The sequence below is a fragment of the Victivallis sp. Marseille-Q1083 genome (genome assembly GCF_903645315.1).
Classification (GTDB): Bacteria; Verrucomicrobiota; Lentisphaeria; order Victivallales; family Victivallaceae; genus UMGS1518.
In genome coordinates, this window is record NZ_CAHJXL010000001.1 from 2153304 (window position 1) to 2169300 (window position 15997).

15 protein-coding genes are annotated in these 15997 nt (G+C 57.3%); 4 read left to right on the forward strand and 11 right to left on the reverse strand.

What is annotated here, in order from left to right; all coding sequences use genetic code 11:
- Window positions 1–13 precede the first annotated feature (13 nt).
- On the reverse strand, window positions 14–958 hold the full coding sequence (locus HWX74_RS08770) for a peptidyl-prolyl cis-trans isomerase (RefSeq protein ID WP_176013178.1): 945 nt from the start codon (window positions 956–958) through the stop codon (window positions 14–16).
- The gene (locus tag HWX74_RS08775) at window positions 958–1662 is read right to left on the reverse strand and encodes a hypothetical protein (RefSeq protein ID WP_176013179.1); all 705 of its coding nucleotides are present in this window, start codon (window positions 1660–1662) and stop codon (window positions 958–960) included. The genes HWX74_RS08770 and HWX74_RS08775 overlap by 1 nt, the downstream gene beginning before the upstream one ends.
- Window positions 1663–1859: 197 nt before the next feature.
- On the opposite strand from HWX74_RS08775, the gene HWX74_RS08780 reads away from it, so the two are divergent.
- From HWX74_RS08780 to HWX74_RS08790, 3 genes are read left to right on the forward strand one after another with little or no spacing between them, the layout of a single operon-like run.
- Complete coding sequence (locus HWX74_RS08780) at window positions 1860–3149, forward strand: efflux RND transporter periplasmic adaptor subunit (RefSeq protein WP_176013180.1); 1290 nt, start codon at window positions 1860–1862, stop codon at window positions 3147–3149.
- A gap of 2 nt (window positions 3150–3151) precedes the next feature.
- On the forward strand, window positions 3152–3841 hold the full coding sequence (locus HWX74_RS08785) for an ABC transporter ATP-binding protein (RefSeq protein ID WP_176013181.1): 690 nt from the start codon (window positions 3152–3154) through the stop codon (window positions 3839–3841).
- 14 nt (window positions 3842–3855) lie between these two features.
- Window positions 3856–5217, forward strand: a complete 1362-nt coding sequence (locus HWX74_RS08790) for an ABC transporter permease (protein WP_176013182.1) — start codon at window positions 3856–3858, stop codon at window positions 5215–5217.
- A gap of 182 nt (window positions 5218–5399) precedes the next feature.
- Here the strand turns inward: HWX74_RS08790 and HWX74_RS08795 are convergent, their stop codons facing one another.
- From HWX74_RS08795 to HWX74_RS08805, 3 genes are all read right to left on the reverse strand, one after another.
- Window positions 5400–6116 (reverse strand): type II secretion system protein, encoded by a 717-nt coding sequence (locus tag HWX74_RS08795; protein ID WP_176013183.1) that lies wholly within the window; start codon window positions 6114–6116, stop codon window positions 5400–5402.
- A 44-nt stretch (window positions 6117–6160) separates the two neighbouring features.
- Window positions 6161–7177 carry an IS110 family transposase gene (locus HWX74_RS08800; protein WP_176014518.1) on the reverse strand — a complete coding sequence of 339 codons (1017 nt, stop codon included), beginning with the start codon at window positions 7175–7177 and terminating at the stop codon, window positions 6161–6163.
- 384 nt (window positions 7178–7561) lie between these two features.
- Window positions 7562–10321: a glycoside hydrolase family 20 zincin-like fold domain-containing protein gene (locus tag HWX74_RS08805; protein ID WP_176013184.1), complete on the reverse strand. Its 2760-nt coding sequence runs from the start codon at window positions 10319–10321 to the stop codon at window positions 7562–7564.
- Window positions 10322–10721: 400 nt separating this feature from the next.
- Here HWX74_RS08805 and HWX74_RS08810 point away from each other — a divergent pair, with 400 nt between their 5' ends.
- Window positions 10722–12986: a beta-N-acetylglucosaminidase domain-containing protein gene (locus HWX74_RS08810; protein ID WP_176013185.1), complete on the forward strand. Its 2265-nt coding sequence runs from the start codon at window positions 10722–10724 to the stop codon at window positions 12984–12986.
- A gap of 183 nt (window positions 12987–13169) precedes the next feature.
- Here HWX74_RS08810 and rplQ read toward each other — a convergent pair whose 3' ends face one another.
- The 6 genes from rplQ to HWX74_RS20490 form a co-directional block, all read right to left on the reverse strand.
- Entirely contained in the window at window positions 13170–13619 is a 450-nt protein-coding gene (gene rplQ / locus HWX74_RS08815) for a 50S ribosomal protein L17 (RefSeq protein WP_176013186.1), read from the reverse strand.
- Window positions 13619–14641: a DNA-directed RNA polymerase subunit alpha gene (locus tag HWX74_RS08820; protein WP_217704902.1), complete on the reverse strand. Its 1023-nt coding sequence runs from the start codon at window positions 14639–14641 to the stop codon at window positions 13619–13621. The genes rplQ and HWX74_RS08820 overlap by 1 nt, the downstream gene beginning before the upstream one ends.
- 61 nt (window positions 14642–14702) lie before the next feature.
- Window positions 14703–15155, reverse strand: a complete 453-nt coding sequence (gene rpsK, locus HWX74_RS08825; RefSeq protein WP_176013187.1) for a 30S ribosomal protein S11 — start codon at window positions 15153–15155, stop codon at window positions 14703–14705.
- Window positions 15156–15235: 80 nt separating this feature from the next.
- Window positions 15236–15631 carry a 30S ribosomal protein S13 gene (rpsM, locus tag HWX74_RS08830; protein ID WP_176013188.1) on the reverse strand — a complete coding sequence of 132 codons (396 nt, stop codon included), beginning with the start codon at window positions 15629–15631 and terminating at the stop codon, window positions 15236–15238.
- Window positions 15632–15657: 26 nt separating this feature from the next.
- Entirely contained in the window at window positions 15658–15774 is a 117-nt protein-coding gene (gene rpmJ / locus HWX74_RS08835; protein ID WP_176013189.1) for a 50S ribosomal protein L36, read from the reverse strand.
- An 87-nt stretch (window positions 15775–15861) separates the two neighbouring features.
- On the reverse strand, window positions 15862–15996 hold the full coding sequence (locus HWX74_RS20490; protein ID WP_303048099.1) for a hypothetical protein: 135 nt from the start codon (window positions 15994–15996) through the stop codon (window positions 15862–15864).
- Between the last annotated feature and the right edge of the window lies 1 nt (window position 15997).

The following is a 15997-nucleotide window of genomic DNA, read 5'->3' on the forward strand; positions in this document are numbered from 1 at the left end:
TTTCTGCTCCCGGTTAAAAGAAAAATGTTATTTTCATCCCGGCCCGTTCCCGGGCGATCGCCGCATTGACGGCCTGGCGGATTCTGCCGGCCAGCAACTCCTTCCGCAAGGATTCCCGTACCGCTTCCAGCGGCAGGTAGGCGGCCGGCCGGCGCCGGTCGAGCCGAACCCAGACGATCGCCTCGGGCAGCTCCAACACGGCATAACTGCCGTCCCGCTCCAGGCGCGCCACCGCGTCGAGGACCGCCGGCTCGCGGCGCAGTACCGCCAATTGCGCTTCGCCGGGCTGCGGATAATCCGTTGCGATGCTTTCAAAACTTTCCAATTGACGCAAACGGGCATCGATCGCACTGCGGTTTTTTTCCTGCAGTTGCGCCGCCGCCTCTCCGGAGCGCGGCAGCACCAGCAACGAAAACTCCGCCGCCACCGGCTGCAGAAAACGCTGCTGGTTTTCCCGGTAGAAATTTTCCACCTCTTCCGGCGCCATTGTCAGTTTCTCCTGGAATTCCCGCCGGATCCACAGCAGCGCCGCCACCTGAAACTGCTTGCGCGGGTCGGTCGCCATCCGTTCGATCAGCCGGTCCCGCGCCTCCGGCGCCATCAAACGCGGATTCCCTTCCAGCTTCAAGGTCTCCCAGACGTTCATCAACTCCCGCCGCACCAGCTCCGGCGACGGTTCCAACTCGGTGCCGTGCAGAATCCGGCGTACCGCTTCCTCGTCCAGCAATTCATAGACGATCTTGCGGATCAATTCGGTAAACTGGTCGTCGTTGAGCTTCACGACCACCTCCGGCGCCACTTCGCTCAACCGTTCGGCCACCATCGCCCGCGTGATGTCCCTGCCGTCGATCGACGCCAGCGGTTCGGAAAATTTCGCCAGCGCCGCCGGCCATTCGATGCCGGACAACATCCCGGCCGCGCCGGCCCACAGCAACAGCAGTATGACCAACTTCGCCATCAACGGCTCAACAATTGTTTTCTTTCCGCCGGCGCCAACTGGGAAGCCCGGTTTTCCGGCAACGTTTCACTGTAACGGTACAACGCTTCCAGCGTATCGGCCAATGTGTCCCCGGCCCGGCGGCAGTCCGCCAGATCGGCTCCGAGGCTGAACAGCGCCTCCCGGCGCTCCTGCCGGTTCATCCGGACCTGGCGCGCCGCCGACTTCTTCAAAATTGCCTCCAGCGGTTTGGCCGGCGGATAACCGGCCCGCAATTCGTCCAGCACGGCGATCGCGTTGCCCAATTCCCGGCTGGAACGGGCGCGCTCCAGCTCCAGAACATTGTTCTGCAAGCGTTGCAGCCGCCGCAGCTCCTCCATTGCCGTGAGCAGTTGCGGATTGAACGGCTGCTTGCGCAAAGCCCGTTCGATGACCGCCAGGCTTTCGGCGATTTTGCCTTGATCGAGCGCCTGCTGTGCCTGGATCATCTGGGAATTGGCATAGGTCTGCCAGTCCATTTCCGCCAGAAACGCCTTGTCCGGGTCCTCCAACTGAAGTTTGTTGATCTGTTCCTGGGCTTCGACATAACGCTTCTGTTGAAGGTTCTCGAACAAACGGATGATCATCGCACTGCGCGCCCGCGGCAGTTCCGGCGCGCTTTCCTGCCGGCAGCCGCACAATCCCGACAGCAGCATTGCCGCCAAAAACAGTCCAGATCGTTGCAATTTCAATTTCTTCATAGCAGCCTTTATTCATTCCAATCTCGTGGAATAAGATAATCCTTCTTTCGCCAAAAAAAAGCCGTTCGAGGATTTTTTGCCGAATAATCGCCGCCGCCGCAATAAAATCGAGCTGAGAAACGTTTTTTGTTTCAATCAACATCGAATTCGTCAATATAATTTAAGAAGGATTGCACAGCGACATGAAAAAATTCTGGAAACTTCTGTCGGGAGTAGTGGTGCTCGCCGTACTGGCCGCCGGCGGAATTTGGGCTTATAAAATCTGTTTCACGCCGAAGAGCCGCACGGTGTTCCGCACCGACCGCGTTGAACGGCAGACTTTGACCAGTACGATCAGCGCCACCGGGACGGTCGAACCGGAAGAGCTGGTCAACGTCGGTTCCCAGATCAGCGGCATGATTACCGAATTCGGGCTCGATACCGACGGCAAATCGGTCGATTACGGTTCGACCGTCACGGCCGGGATGGTGTTGGCCCGCATCGACGATTCGCTCTATGAGGCGGAAGCCCGGCAGTATGAAGCGCAGAAGCTGGAAGCCAGGGCCAATATCGTCAGTGCCGAAGCCAATATCAAACAGGCGCAGGCCAAGCTCGACCTGGCCGAGCTGAACTGGGAGCGCGCCCAGCAACTGCAGCCTTCCGGCGTGCTGGCCAAGAGCGATTACGACGACGCGCGCTCGACCTATTTCGCCGCAGTTGCCGCCCTGGCGGTCAGCAAAGCCTCGCTCGAACAGGCCAACGCCTCGCTGGCCGGTGCGGAAGCGGCGTTGAACCGCGCCAACCGCAATCTGGGTTATTGCGTGATTTCCTCGCCGGTCGACGGCGTCATCATCGACCGCCGGGTCAGCATCGGTCAGACGGTGGCGGCCAGCATGAATACGCCGAGCCTGTTTCTGATCGCCAAGGATTTGAAGAAAATGCAGGTCTGGGTCTCGGTCAACGAAGCCGATATCGGCCAGATCGAGCCGGGCATCCCGGTAACGTTTACCGTCGACACCTTTCCGGATGTGGAATTCCAGGGCGTCGTCCAGAAAATCCGGCTGAATGCGACGATGTCGCAGAACGTCGTCACTTATGTCGTCGAAGTCGGCACCGACAATTCCGACGGCAAACTGCTGCCGTATCTGACTGCCAATGTCAAATTCATCCTCAAACAGCGTGAAAATGTTTTGAGCATTCCCAACGCGGCATTGCGTTTCTCCCCGGAGGATGAAATGGTTCCGCCGCAATACCGGAATTTCCAGCCCGGCGAAGGCGAGCGGGTGGTCTGGGTGCTTGAACAGGAACAGATCCGGCCGGTAACGATCAGAGTCGGCTTGAACGACGGCATCGCCACCGAGGTCATCGCCGGGGAACTGCAGGAAGCCATGCAGGTGGTCACCGGGACGGAAGTGGTCAGTGCGGCGACCGACAATGCCGGCGGCAACTCCACCAGTCCGTTCCTGCCGAAGCCGCCATCGAGAAGGCGTTGAAAATGAGTCTGATTGAACTGAAAAATATCACAAAAACCTATTTCCTCGGGGAAATAGACGTGCCGGTGCTGAAAGGAATCACGCTGGAAATCGAACGCGGCGAATACGTCGCGCTGATGGGCGCGTCCGGTTCCGGCAAAAGCACGCTGATGAACATCCTCGGCTGTCTGGACCGCCCGACCAGCGGCGACTATTATCTGGACGGCCAGGAGGTCGGCCGGCTCTCCGGCGACCGCCGGGCGATGGTCCGCAACCGGCAGATCGGTTTCGTCTTTCAGAGCTTCAATCTGCTGCCGCGAACGACGGCGCTGGACAATGTCGTCATGCCGTTGTCCTATACGGCCGGTTCGCTTTCCGGCCGGGAAGCCAAGGCGCGCGGCATCGAAATGCTGACCCGGGTCGGGCTGGCGGAACGGATGTACCACTATCCGTCCCAGCTTTCCGGCGGCCAGCAGCAGCGGGTCGCCATCGCCCGGGCGCTGATCAACCATCCGCCGGTACTGTTCGCCGACGAACCGACCGGCAATTTGGATTCGCACACCAGCGAAGAGGTGATGGCGATGTTCGATGAACTCAACAAAGACGGCATCACCATCATTCTGGTGACCCATGCCACCGAAGTCGCCGATTTCGCCCGCCGCGTCATCCACATCCACGACGGGCTGCTGGCCAGCGGCGCTTTCGGCAAATAGGAGGAGACGGCATAATGACCGTATACAGCACGATATTCATTGCCCTGCGGGCCTTGAAACGCAATCCGACCCGGGCGCTGCTGACGACGCTCGGCATCGTCATCGGCATCGCCGCGGTAATCACGATGATGGAAATCGGCAACGGCTCGTCGACGGCGATCCGCCAATCCATCGAAAAGATGGGCGCCAATACCATTACCTTGCTGCCGGGGGTGCCCCGTCCGCCGGGCGGCGTCCGTTCGGCGGTCGGCAGCGCGATGTCGCTGACGCCGGACGATTGCCAGGCGATCATCCGCGAATGCCCGAGTGTTGCGCTGGCCGCCCCGGTGGTCAACGCCTCCGGCAGCCAGTTGGTTTTCGGCGCGGAAAATTGGACCCCGTCGCAAATTGTCGGCACGACGCCGGATTACCTGACGGTGCGCAACTGGCAGATCGGCGAAGGCCGGACCTTCACCGACCGCGAAGTCTCCTCGAGCGCCCGGGTCTGCCTGGTCGGCGAAACCATCGTCCGCGAAGTTTTCAAAGGCGAATCGCCGGTTGACAGTGAAGTCCGCATCAAAAATGTCACCTTCAAAATCATCGGCGTACTGGCCTCCAAGGGCGCCAATATGATGGGTTCCGACGAAGACGATGTCGTATTGGCGCCGTGGACGACGGTTCGCACCCGGCTCACCGGGCTGAAGACCGGGACCGCCACCAACACGACCAGTACGGCTTCCACTTCTCCGAGCGCGCTGTATCCGGCGACCGGCGTCGCCTTCTATCCGGAACAGGCCGACACCCTCGAGGACGATACCCTGCTGATCCCGAAATTCGTTCAGATCGACTTGATCATGATGACGGCCACCACGCCGGAAAAAGTCAACCAGGCGATCGACGAACTGACCAAACTGCTGCGGGAGCGGCACCGGCTGAAAGCGGACGACGAGGATGATTTCCATATCCGCAATTCCACGGAATTTATGAACACCCTGAGCGGCACCTCGACGTTGATGACCAATCTGCTGCTCGGCGTCGCCTTGATTTCGCTGGTGGTCGGCGGTGTCGGCATCATGAACATCATGCTGGTATCGGTCACCGAGCGCACCCGCGAAATCGGTTTGCGAATGGCGGTCGGCGCCCGTTCGAGGGACATTCTGCAGCAGTTTCTGGTTGAATCGATCATCCTTTGTCTGGCCGGCGGCATCATCGGCATCCTGCTGGGCCACGGTGCGGCATTGCTGATCAACGACCAGCTCGGCTGGCCGATCGAATCCAGCCCGGTGGTGGTGGTGGCGGCTTTTCTGGTATCGGCCGGGGTCGGGATTATTTTCGGATTTTATCCGGCCTGGAAAGCTTCACGGCTCGATCCGATCGACGCGCTGCGCTACGAATAAAAACCCGGAAAACGCTTCCGGAATGTTTTTCAGTGAACAGGATATCCTTCAAGCGAAAAGGCATGAGTCCGGTAGCCGGACTCATGCCTGATCCAACGAATCCGGTCGGAACTTTCGGGGTCACCGCAATCCGGATTCCGGCGTATTGCCGTTGGTTGGAAGGTTGGATTTGACTGATTGAATCAATTGTACAGGTCGGCGAGGTTTCTGAACGCATGCGTTCTGGGCTCGTCGAACTTGTATTCACGCTGGTTGCGCTGCACATGGCCGTCGGCATACAGCATGCCCTGTTTCCCGAGATGGCGGTCGGTGGCGATGTCCCAGATCCGGTTGGTATTGGCGTCGTTCCAGTTGATCCAGTAGTTGTAGACGCTGTCCTCCAGAACGATGACGATTTCGGACGAACCGAGGTTGTCCGGCTGGCTGGTCATCTTCATCGGCCGGGCGACGCCTTTGTTGGAGGCCATCGTCAGGACCGAGATCGCGTAGGAGCAGAACTGCGGCGCCCCGTATCCGTTACCCTTGTTGACATCTTCGGACCAGTCGGTGATCCAGTAGGTTTTTGAAGAGTTCAGGTTGGATTCATCCCAGCCCCAGGTGTTCGAGGTCGACGCGGACGGGCAGGAGAAAAGCTCTTCGGAAAAACCGTAGTCCCGGCAGAGATACGCCGGCCAGAGATCCGGAAAATCGCCGGCATCCTGATAAGGAACGATGCAATCGTCATAATCGTTGGCATACAGCATGATCCCGGTGCCGATCTGCTTGAGATTGGAGAGGCATTTGATGGCCTGTGCCGCTGCTTTAGCCCGGCCGAGCGCCGGCAGCAGCATGCTGGCAAGGATGGCAATAATTGCGATCACGACCAGCAGTTCGATGAGTGTGAATTGTTTACGCTTCATTTTTTTCTCCCATGATAAATTTCCACTTCGATGTCGAGAAAAACTCAATTTTTTACGAGCTTGAATTGAGTAAAATTCTCAAACATCCAATTGTTTTTTAATGTTCTATACACGATATCGAGGAATTTGCGAGCCAAGGCGATATTGGCTTTCGCACCTCCCCGCCGACTTTTTACCGATTCATGAAAGGCATTGAGATACGGGCTGTAGCGTTTGGCGATCAAAGCGCATTGCACCAAAGCGGTTCTGGCGATCTTGCTGCCGCTCTTCGTGATTCTTCCGTGGCAAACCGTGTCATTTGAATTGCTCACTCTGGGGACGATTCCGATATAAGCGGCCAACTGCTTTGCCGATCGGAAATCAGCGATATTGCCGATGGTTGCCAACAGGATCGCCGCACCTTTCGAGCCGATTCCCTTGATGGATTTCAGGTTGTCGAAGCCGTCCATCTTGCTGCCGTGATCCTCAATCGCCTTATCCAGTTTTTCAATGCTTTTGTTCAGACTGCGAATCTGTTCGACAACCACCAGCATTTCCGTGTCGGTGATCGGGTCGAAGTGATAACTCAATGCTTTCAAAAGCCCTTTCTCCGTGGACAGTTCTTCCCGTTTCAGCACGATGAAGTTAGCTGCTAACAGATTGTTGACTTTGTTTTTCAATACGGTACGCAACTGAACCAGTTTTTCCCTGGTCTGCGTCAGACTTGAAATTTTCGCCTGCAAATCGTCTTTCACTCTTACCTCCGGAAGCATATCCTTTTCCAGGAACTCCGCCAACACTTTTGCGTCATGTTTGTCCGTCTTTTTGGTGGACATGCTGATGACTTTGAACTGTGATGGATTCACCACCACCAGTCGCCCGACATGAGCTTTCAGCGAGCTGCAAAACATGAACGTATTTCCGGTCGCCTCCACCGCCATCGCCGTGTTCGGACCGAGCATTGCGGCAAAGCCCTTCAGTTCGGTAATCTCACACTTGCCGATTTTCCGTTCTTCCCCATTTACCCGGATGCAATAAGTAAAATTGTTCCGGTGCAAATCCACTCCAACAAAACTTGTCATCATTCTCTGCCTCCATTCGTTTTTCACGAATCGAAGCGGAACTGCTGTCACGGCCTCACCATCCTCCCATACAGAGTAGTCGATTAATCAGTCGCTCTCTACGGTGGCGCTCTGGTTTACAGATCTGACTAATCTCCTTTCCGGGGTCGTCATCGTTTCTGATGCGCCTCATTGAAACATTCAGTCTGCAACCTGTCCGCTTCCAAACGTGTAAGTTAATCGCCATAAATTACACGCAGAAAGCTGATTCCGCGAACGTCAGTTATTTATCATACCATCTCCTTTGTTGTTACGGATTGAAAACGTTTTTTTTGTGTGATTTAAATCAGGCTTCGGCCGTCATGGCTGATATGATTGATTTTTTACTCCTTTCGGTTGATCCGTTCATTCCGCGGCGCTGAGCGCGAAGAGATAGAACGGGTAGCGTTCCGGGACCGCCCGCACGTCGAGTGAAACAATCAGCTTTTCCGGATGGGGATTCCGCCAGGAGGCGTACCACAGGTTCACCGTCCCGCCGTCGTCGTCCCGCCAGTCGACGCAGTGGCGGAACGGCAGAGCCCGGGTGTGATCTTCATGCGGCAAAGCGATTTCCTGCCGGTAACGCACCGGCATGACCGCTTCCGAACCGTCCGAGTAATGGATGACATATTCGGCGATGACGGCGCCCGGTGCGATTTCCCTGCCGAGATCGCGGCAGGAGTGGAGGAAGAACAACTGACTGGCGCGGCAGTTCAGTTGGATGCCGTCGACCCGGTCCGGAAATTTTGGATTGCAGCGCGACTGCAGCGCGACGGCCAGCGGCCTGCCGTCCCGTGCAGGTAACCGGAACTTGACGTCACAGTGCGAGAAGTCGCGTTCCGGCAGCCGGTCGAAGCCAAGCAGCGGGTCGAGCAGGAACGGTTGATTCCCAGCGCTCAAATCCAGGTTGGCGACTTCACTTAGATCGAAAGTGATACCGGAAGCGGCGGCATTGCCGGCGTCGGGATTGAGGATTTCATCGAGCACCCGGCCGGGCGAGAACCGGTTGGCTTCCGCCGAACAGTTCCACGCCCAGGTCCCCTGCAGAACATAGGCGGCGACCTGTTGGAAATTGTCCTCCAGCAGGCGGTCGAAGCCGTGATAGCCTGCCCAGGTGGTCATCATCATGCCGAGCGCGCCGGCGTCACGGCACATCGAGGTCAGCATGGCGATGTTATCCGGTTCGAACCAGGTGCACCCGATGACATCGAAGCCTTCCTGCCGCAGCTTGCGCAGGTTGTTCTCATTGATGTTGGTGCCGTAATTCCAGAAGGCGAAGATGATATCCCTGGGCAGTTCGTCCCGGCGATCGCCCAGCCCGAAGTAACCGTTGTCGCCGGCGCTGTCTCTGGAGTTGGTGCTGGCGGCGAACATATCCTGCCACATCATCATCCGCAGGTTGTTCTTCCGGCAATAATCGTAGTAGAACATCACGTCGTCGAGGATCACCTGGGCGCCGCCTTTGGCGATATTTTCCGGCCGGGTCGGATAGCTGTACTCCTGGCCGACTTCGTCGTGGCCGATGTGCAGGTATTTCGGCCGGTTGAAAACTTCGAGCACCTCGTCCAGCGCGGCGGTCATCAGCGGATAAACGCCGGGATGCGAGGGGTTGTAAGCGTAGGGATCGGCCGGATTTTCGGCCATCTCCAGGTTCCGGCCGTTCTTGAACAGCCATTCGCAGTGCCCGAGCGTCTGGAACAGCGGGATGACTTCCAGGTAGTTGTCCTCGGCCAGGGCGATCAACTTCCGCAATTCGTCCTTACTGATCGCCCAGGGCTGGCGAACCGCTTCCGTGGCGTCCCAGGCAGCAAATTCGCATTCGATGTACAACTGGTTGTATTTCATCGGCGCCAGGACCTTGCGGATCAATTCGCCGTGCACTTCCGGCGAATGTTCGTCGACCATGATCAGCACGCCGCGCCAGTCCAGATCCGGGTAATCGACGATTTCGCCGCCGGCGAACCCGGCGCCGTCATAGCGCTGCCGCAGGGTCTGCAGGGCGTAGAACGCTCCACGGTCGCTGCGCGAAACGATCAGGACGCCGTCCGGCTCAACCCGCAGCGCGTAGCCTTCCGCCTGCTCCGGCGCGGTCAGGCCATCCACCGGAGTATCGGTGATTTGAATGGTGATGCCGCCGGACGAAGCGTTGGAAGCCACTTGAAGGTGCAACTGCATTTCATCATTCAAAATACGTTGCGCCGCCCGGGACAATTTGTCGTATGCCGCCGGTTCCAGGCCGGTTGCGGCCAGATACAGGGCGTCGCCGGCGGCCGGACGGTAAGGTTTGCCGGTGTTCTGCTGCTGGTGCGGCTGCGGCAGCAGCGGCAGTTCCGATCGATAAGGCAGCAGCACTGCCGGTTCGGCGGTGGCGGGGGCCTGATTGGCCAGACGCGGCAGCGGCTCGGCCAGACAGACCTCGTCCGCCAGTTGGAACGTGACGGTTAACTGCTGCTGAATCGGTTTAGAATATTGAACCGGCAATTCATTGCCGATCCACAAACCCGGCGTCGAAGTTGCGGTGCCGACATCGAAACCGAAACCGCGGCGGTCGACCAGGTTGAACGACATGCCCCGGTCGACCGTGACGGTCAGGGTGCCGAGCGGGCTGGTCAATTTCAATTCGACCAGCTCGGTCGCCAGCGTGTCCGCCCAGTTTTTCCAGTTCGGATCGATTCTGCCGGCGACCGCCGTGCCGTCGGCTTTCCGGCCGGCATAGGCGGCGTCGCGGCTCAACAGTTCCGGTACCATCATCATCGAATATTCGGTCGTCGCCGGAATGTCCTGCAGCAATTCGCCATCCAGCCGGACGATCACCCGGTCGTCATGCACTTCGGCCGAATATTCGTTCAGGCGGAAGCGGTCATCCGGTTGGGACTGGGTCATCGTCAACCGGTAAGCGCCGTCCGGCAGTTCGGTGCGTTCCACGGCGGTCGGCGACCAGACGGTGAAGAAATATTTCTCGCCCCACGGCGGTTCGACGACGATAAAACGCGAAAACAGCGACAGGTCCGTCACATGGCGGAGCGCCACCCCGTTGTTGTCGAGTTTGGCGGAATACTCTCCGCCGGCGACGCTGCAGCAGCCGGCGAACAACAAAGTCGCTGCTTTTATCCATCGGTTTTTCAAATCGGCATCCTTTCTTTGTCGGTGCTTCTGATTGCTGACCGGCCGTTGCCGGCTGGTTTCCCTGCCGTTCTCACCGTTTCAAAAGCGGTTTAGTTACGGCGAGTAAAACTGTTTTTGTAAAACGTTTAACCTGTGATTGATTATATTTTAGCAAATTTTCGGGAAAAAGTCAATACCCCGGCGATAAAATTAATCTTTTTTTCATGACATCTTAATCGCAATCTAATTATAATTTATTAATCTTTAATAAGATATCTTATATTGTAAAAAGCCGGTTTTTTCTGACGGTCCCGAAAATTTACTCTGAAAATCATCATAAACTGCCTTGACAAATGATTTGGGAATGCTACGATAATAAAAAAAGCTAAATCGTTTTACATCACACCTGAGGAGGAGCTTCATGTTGAAAATCTGTTTATGGGTATGGCTGGCCGCGATCGGCTCCCTGGCACTGGGAATGGACACCGGCGTCATTGGACGCATTTATCCGGAACCGCAGAAAATTCTGGCCGAATATGCCGCGATGCCGGTTGGACCGGAAAATGTGGAAATCATTTTCCATCCGGAAATCCCGTCTCCGGCGGCCGAAGCCGGCCGCAAACTTTACCGGCGTTCCCTGCAGGAGATGGCCGCGGAAAATCCCGGCCATCCGTCCGGTCGATTGGAAGTTCATGTCGGTCTGTGTTCCGATCCGGCCATCGCGGAAAAATTCGGCGACCGGGTGCCGGAGCTGCCGGAGCAGGGGTATGCGATCCGGGTCATCGAACATTCCCCGGCCGGAGCGGTGGTGGCGATCGGCGGCAGCGATGCGCGCGGGATCTTTTATGGGTTGGCCAGCCTGCGGCAGCTTCTCGAAGCCAGGGACGGGCAAGTCTGGCAAAATCTGGTTGAGGTCGATGATTTTCCGGTCTGGCCCTCCCGTTTCGTTTCCGATTATTTCAGCAATGCCAGCCTCGATGGCTTCCAATTCCTGGCCGCCAATAAAATCGGCGGGTACGGCGGGCTGGGCGACAGCAACTGGCGCAAGCCGGAATGGTGGGAACAGGTGGAGCCGATCATGCGCGATATGAAAGCGATGAGCGACGCCGATCTGCTGACCTTCCTGATGCAGTTCCATATTTACGCGACGCCGGCCGGCGGTCCGAAATTCAATATTGCCGACCGGAAGCAGATCGATGAGTTCATTGAATGCTGCCGGAAGATGGCGCAGCACGGAGTGAGTATTTTTATGATCGGGACCGACGATTCGACGCCGCGCGGGGTCGACGGTTACGAGTTCTATCATGCGGATGAAGCGGAGAAATTCGACAATTCCGTCGGCCGGGCGCATGGCTATTTGATGAAATGTCTCTACGAAGCGCTCCACGACGAATTCCCCGATGTTCAGTTCGGCATGATCGGGGCGCCGTATTCGTTTGACCACGGCATCGGCCGGCCGGAGGTGGATCGTTACCTGATCGACTGGGCGGCCGAAGCGCCGGAAGAGGTCATGCTGGTATGGACCGGCTCCAGTGTGTTTTCGCCCCGCATTACCAGAGCCGATGCGGAGCGGCTCAGAAAACTGGTTCCCGGGCATGACGTTTTCGTCTTCGACAACAGCAACGGCCTGTTCGCGCCGATGCCGCGCTGGAATACCGAATTTTATCCCGGTATGGAAAAGGACAACCGCGGCATTGTTTTCCTGCTCGGGCTGGTTTTCGGCAGCCGACCGTGGGAGACCGTCTACTATCTCGGGGCCTGCGATTATCTGTGGAATCCGGCCGCTTACGATGCGGTCCGCTCCTATGACACTGCGATCGCGATGATGTATGGACCGCAGGCGGTGGAACCGGTCAATGAGATGCGTGAGGCGCTGGTCGCGGCAAAAGACAAGAGAGCCACCAACAACCGAGCTGGTTTCGCGGCCTGTTACGATCGATTCAGCAAGGCCTTCGAAGCGTTGTCGAAGGTGCGCGACCGTCATGGCAACCCTTTGCCGGTCGCGCAGTTGGCGACCTGGCGGGAAATACTGGAAGAGTATCAGAACGCCGAATTGCCGGAATTGGCGATTCGGCCGGCGGCTGCCCGGATTGAACTCGACGGCCGAATCGGCGAGGAGGAATGGCGCGGCGCTGCTGAAATACAGTTGCTTGACCGCAGTGGACGGCCGGACCCGGCTCCGGTGACGATGAAGATGGCTTATGCCGACGGAGGGGTGTATCTGGCCTTCGAAGTGCCGGCGGCGAAACCGTTGCCGGAACAGGCGCCGCTGCCGCACGACAGCCCGGTTTATTTGAATCCGGACGCGATCGAGTTCTTGCTGCAGTTCGCGCCGGAAGTCGAGCCGGCCGCCGATTCCGAAGCCGTCGGCGCCTTTGCGCACTGCGCTTTCGATCTTGCCGGCAACCGGTTCGATGAATATGCGAATTATGGCGGCCACAGTTGGGATGGCGACTGGACAGTGAAAACCGCCGAAACGCCGGCCGGCTGGAGCGCCGAAGTGTTTCTCAAACCGTCGGACCTGAAATATGCGAAATGTGTGCCGCCGCGGGAGGGGACCGTCTGGCGCGGTAATTTCCACCGGGTGGAAAACCGCACCGGTAAAGTGCAGTCATGGATGCCGGCCGGCTGGTCGTTCCATCAGGCGGAATATTTCGGCATCATTGATTTTATCGGCGGCGAGTAGCGGCCTCGGCCGATCGGGACGAGATATTCCGCTATCGTTCCAAAAGGTCCTGGCACCGCAATCCGATTGCTCCGGCGAAGGCAGCCGGAGCAATTTTTTTTGTCTGATTGGCGTGTATCCAGGTCAAAGAGTAAAAAAAAACACCGGAATTCAAACGAATTCCGGTGTTATAAGCGGCGGCGTTTATTCGGCAGCCGGAGCCGGCGTTTCCGCCGGTGCTTCCACCGCTTCCGGAACCGGAGCGGCTTCCGCCTGGACCGGAGCGGCCGCGGCGGCTTTGCCTTCCACCAGCTGCAGGATCGCCATTTCGGCGGCGTCGCCCTGGCGTTTGCCGAGTTTCAGGATCCGGGTGTAACCGCCCTGGCGCTCCTGGTACTGCGGGGCGATTTCATCGAACAGTTTCTTGACTGCAGCTTTGCTGTGCAGTCTGGCGACGGCCAGACGGCGGTGGTGCACGTCATTTTTCTTGCCGATGGTGATCATTTTTTCCGCGAACCGGCGGGCTTCCTTCGCCTTGACCAGCGTCGTGGAAATCTGTCCGTGCTCGATCAGGCTGTTGATCATATTGGCCAACATCGCCCGCCGGTGCGCACTGGAACGACCGATTTTGAAAGTATGTACGCGATGACGCATTATTTAGCCTCCCCATCCTCTTCCCGGACTCTGGCGGCTTCCGCTTCCAACGCCACGATGACGGTGTCGCTCAGCGCCATGCCCAGACCGAGGCCGAGTTTTTCGATTTTTTCTTTGATTTCATCCAGGGACTTCTTGCCGAAGTTCCGGTATTTGAGCATTCTGCTCTCGGTTTTGGTGCAAAGTTCGCCGATCAGCCGGATATCGGCATTGTTCAGGCAGTTCATCGCCCGTACCGACAGGTCAAGCACTTCGACGTCCTGCGCCAATTGCTTGAAGAGATGACGTTCTTCTTCCGTCATCATATCCTTGGCGTCTTTCTTTTCCGGCTGGCCGCCGAGGAAAACCTGCAGGTGTTCCTTGAGAATCTGCGCCGCCGCTTCCAGCGCATCATGCGGCTTGATACGGCCGTCGGTCCAGATCTGAAGCTCCAGGCTGTCCATTTCGGTTTCTTCGCCGACGCGCGCCGCGCCGACCTGGTAGTTCACCCGGGTCACCGGGCTGAACAGACAATCGACCGGAATGGTGCCGACCGTCCGCGACGAAGCGATTTTTTCGGCCGGCAGGTAACCCTTGCCTTTGATGATATCGATTTCCGCCCGGAATGGCACGTCTTTGTCCAGCGTGCAGATAACCTGCTCCGGATTGAGCACTTCGACGGTACCGTCGGTGACGATATCCGCCGCGGTGACTGCGCCGGCCTTGTCCTTGCGAATTTCCAGCGTCTTGCTCTGATCGCTGTGCAAATTCAAATGGACGTTCTTGAGATTGAGCACAATTTCCGTCACATCTTCGACGACGTGAGGCAACGCGGCAAATTCATGCGCCGCTCCTTCGATCCGCACCGCGCAGATGGCCGCGCCTTCCAGCGAAGACAGCAGCACCCGGCGCAATGAGTTGCCGAGCGTATGTCCGAATCCGCTCTGAAACGGGGCCGCAATGAACCTGGCATAAGTATCAGTCGCGGTAGCTTCGTCCGTCACGATGGACTGGGGCATCGGGAAACCAAATGCAGCACTCATCTTTTCCTCCAGCATTGATTATGGTTAACAACAAATCCGTACACAATCAATCTTGACCGCATCAGACACGACGACGTTTCGGCGGACGGCAGCCGTTGTGCGGTACCGGAGTAATGTCTTTGATCGCATTGATTTCCAACCCGGCGGCGGCAATGCCGCGCACTGCCGATTCCCGGCCGGCGCCCGGCCCCTTGATGCGGACTTCGACTTCCTTCATGCCCAGCAACTGGGCTTTCTTCGCCGCATCGCCGGCGATCACCTGCGCCGCATAGGCGGTGCTCTTGCGGGAACCTTTGAAACCGTTCTTGCCGCCGGTCGACCAGCACAGCACATTGCCATGCAAATCGGTGAACGTCACTTTGGTGTTGTTGAACGTCGCCAGAACGAAAGCAATGCCGCTGGGCACATACCGGCCGCTCTTGCTTCTCTGCTTGACTTCACGTACTTCAGTCGCCGGAGCCGCCGTTTCGGCCGCCGCTTCCACGACAGTTTCCTTATTTAATTCTTCAGCCATAAGAGTATTTACCTTAACTAGTTTAAATTCCGAAATGAACTCGTCGATCTCGCGCTGGCGATCAGCAAGCCTGCAAAAGCTTACTTGGCCGCCAGACGACGCTGAGTTTTATCGCGGATAGCGCCGACGGTAATCTTCTTGCCCTTACGCGTTCTGGCGTTGGTTTTGGTACGCTGACCGCGGCACGGCAGTTTGCGGCGGTGGCGGATGCCGCGATAGCAGTTGATCTGCTGCAGCCGGCGGATGTCGCTGGCCAGCAGCCGGCGCAAATCGCCTTCGACCAGCAGGTCGTTCTGCAGAATAACCGTAATGGCGGCGATGTGTTCGTCCGTCATTTCCTTCGCTCTGAGTTCCCGTGGAATCCCGACTTTTTCGATGATTTCCAGCGCCTTGGCCGGGCCGATGCCGTAGAGATAACGCAGTGCATATTCAACACGCTTGTTGCCCGGAATTTCTACTCCAATGATTCGTGGCATAGATGATACCCTTAAATTCCTGTGTGTTAGCCTTGTCTCTGCTTGTGTCGCGGATTCCGGGCGCAAATGACCCGGACGACGCCTTTGCGTTTGATAATCTGGCAATGCTCGCATCTGCGTTTCACCGATGCTCTGACTTTCATAATGGAATCTCCCAGATTCGTAAAATAATGATACTCGATTAAGAAAACCTTTTTACTGCAGCCATCCGGCTTCCAACTGCCTGGTTTTCAGGCAACAAAATAACCTGATGGCTGAGCATCGTATTGTCGCGCACCTTCACGAGCGGTGGAAAACGATATGAAGGGAGGCACGTAAGGCATTAATTTAGAGTGAATTTGCCTTTTTTCAAATTTGTTTTTCATT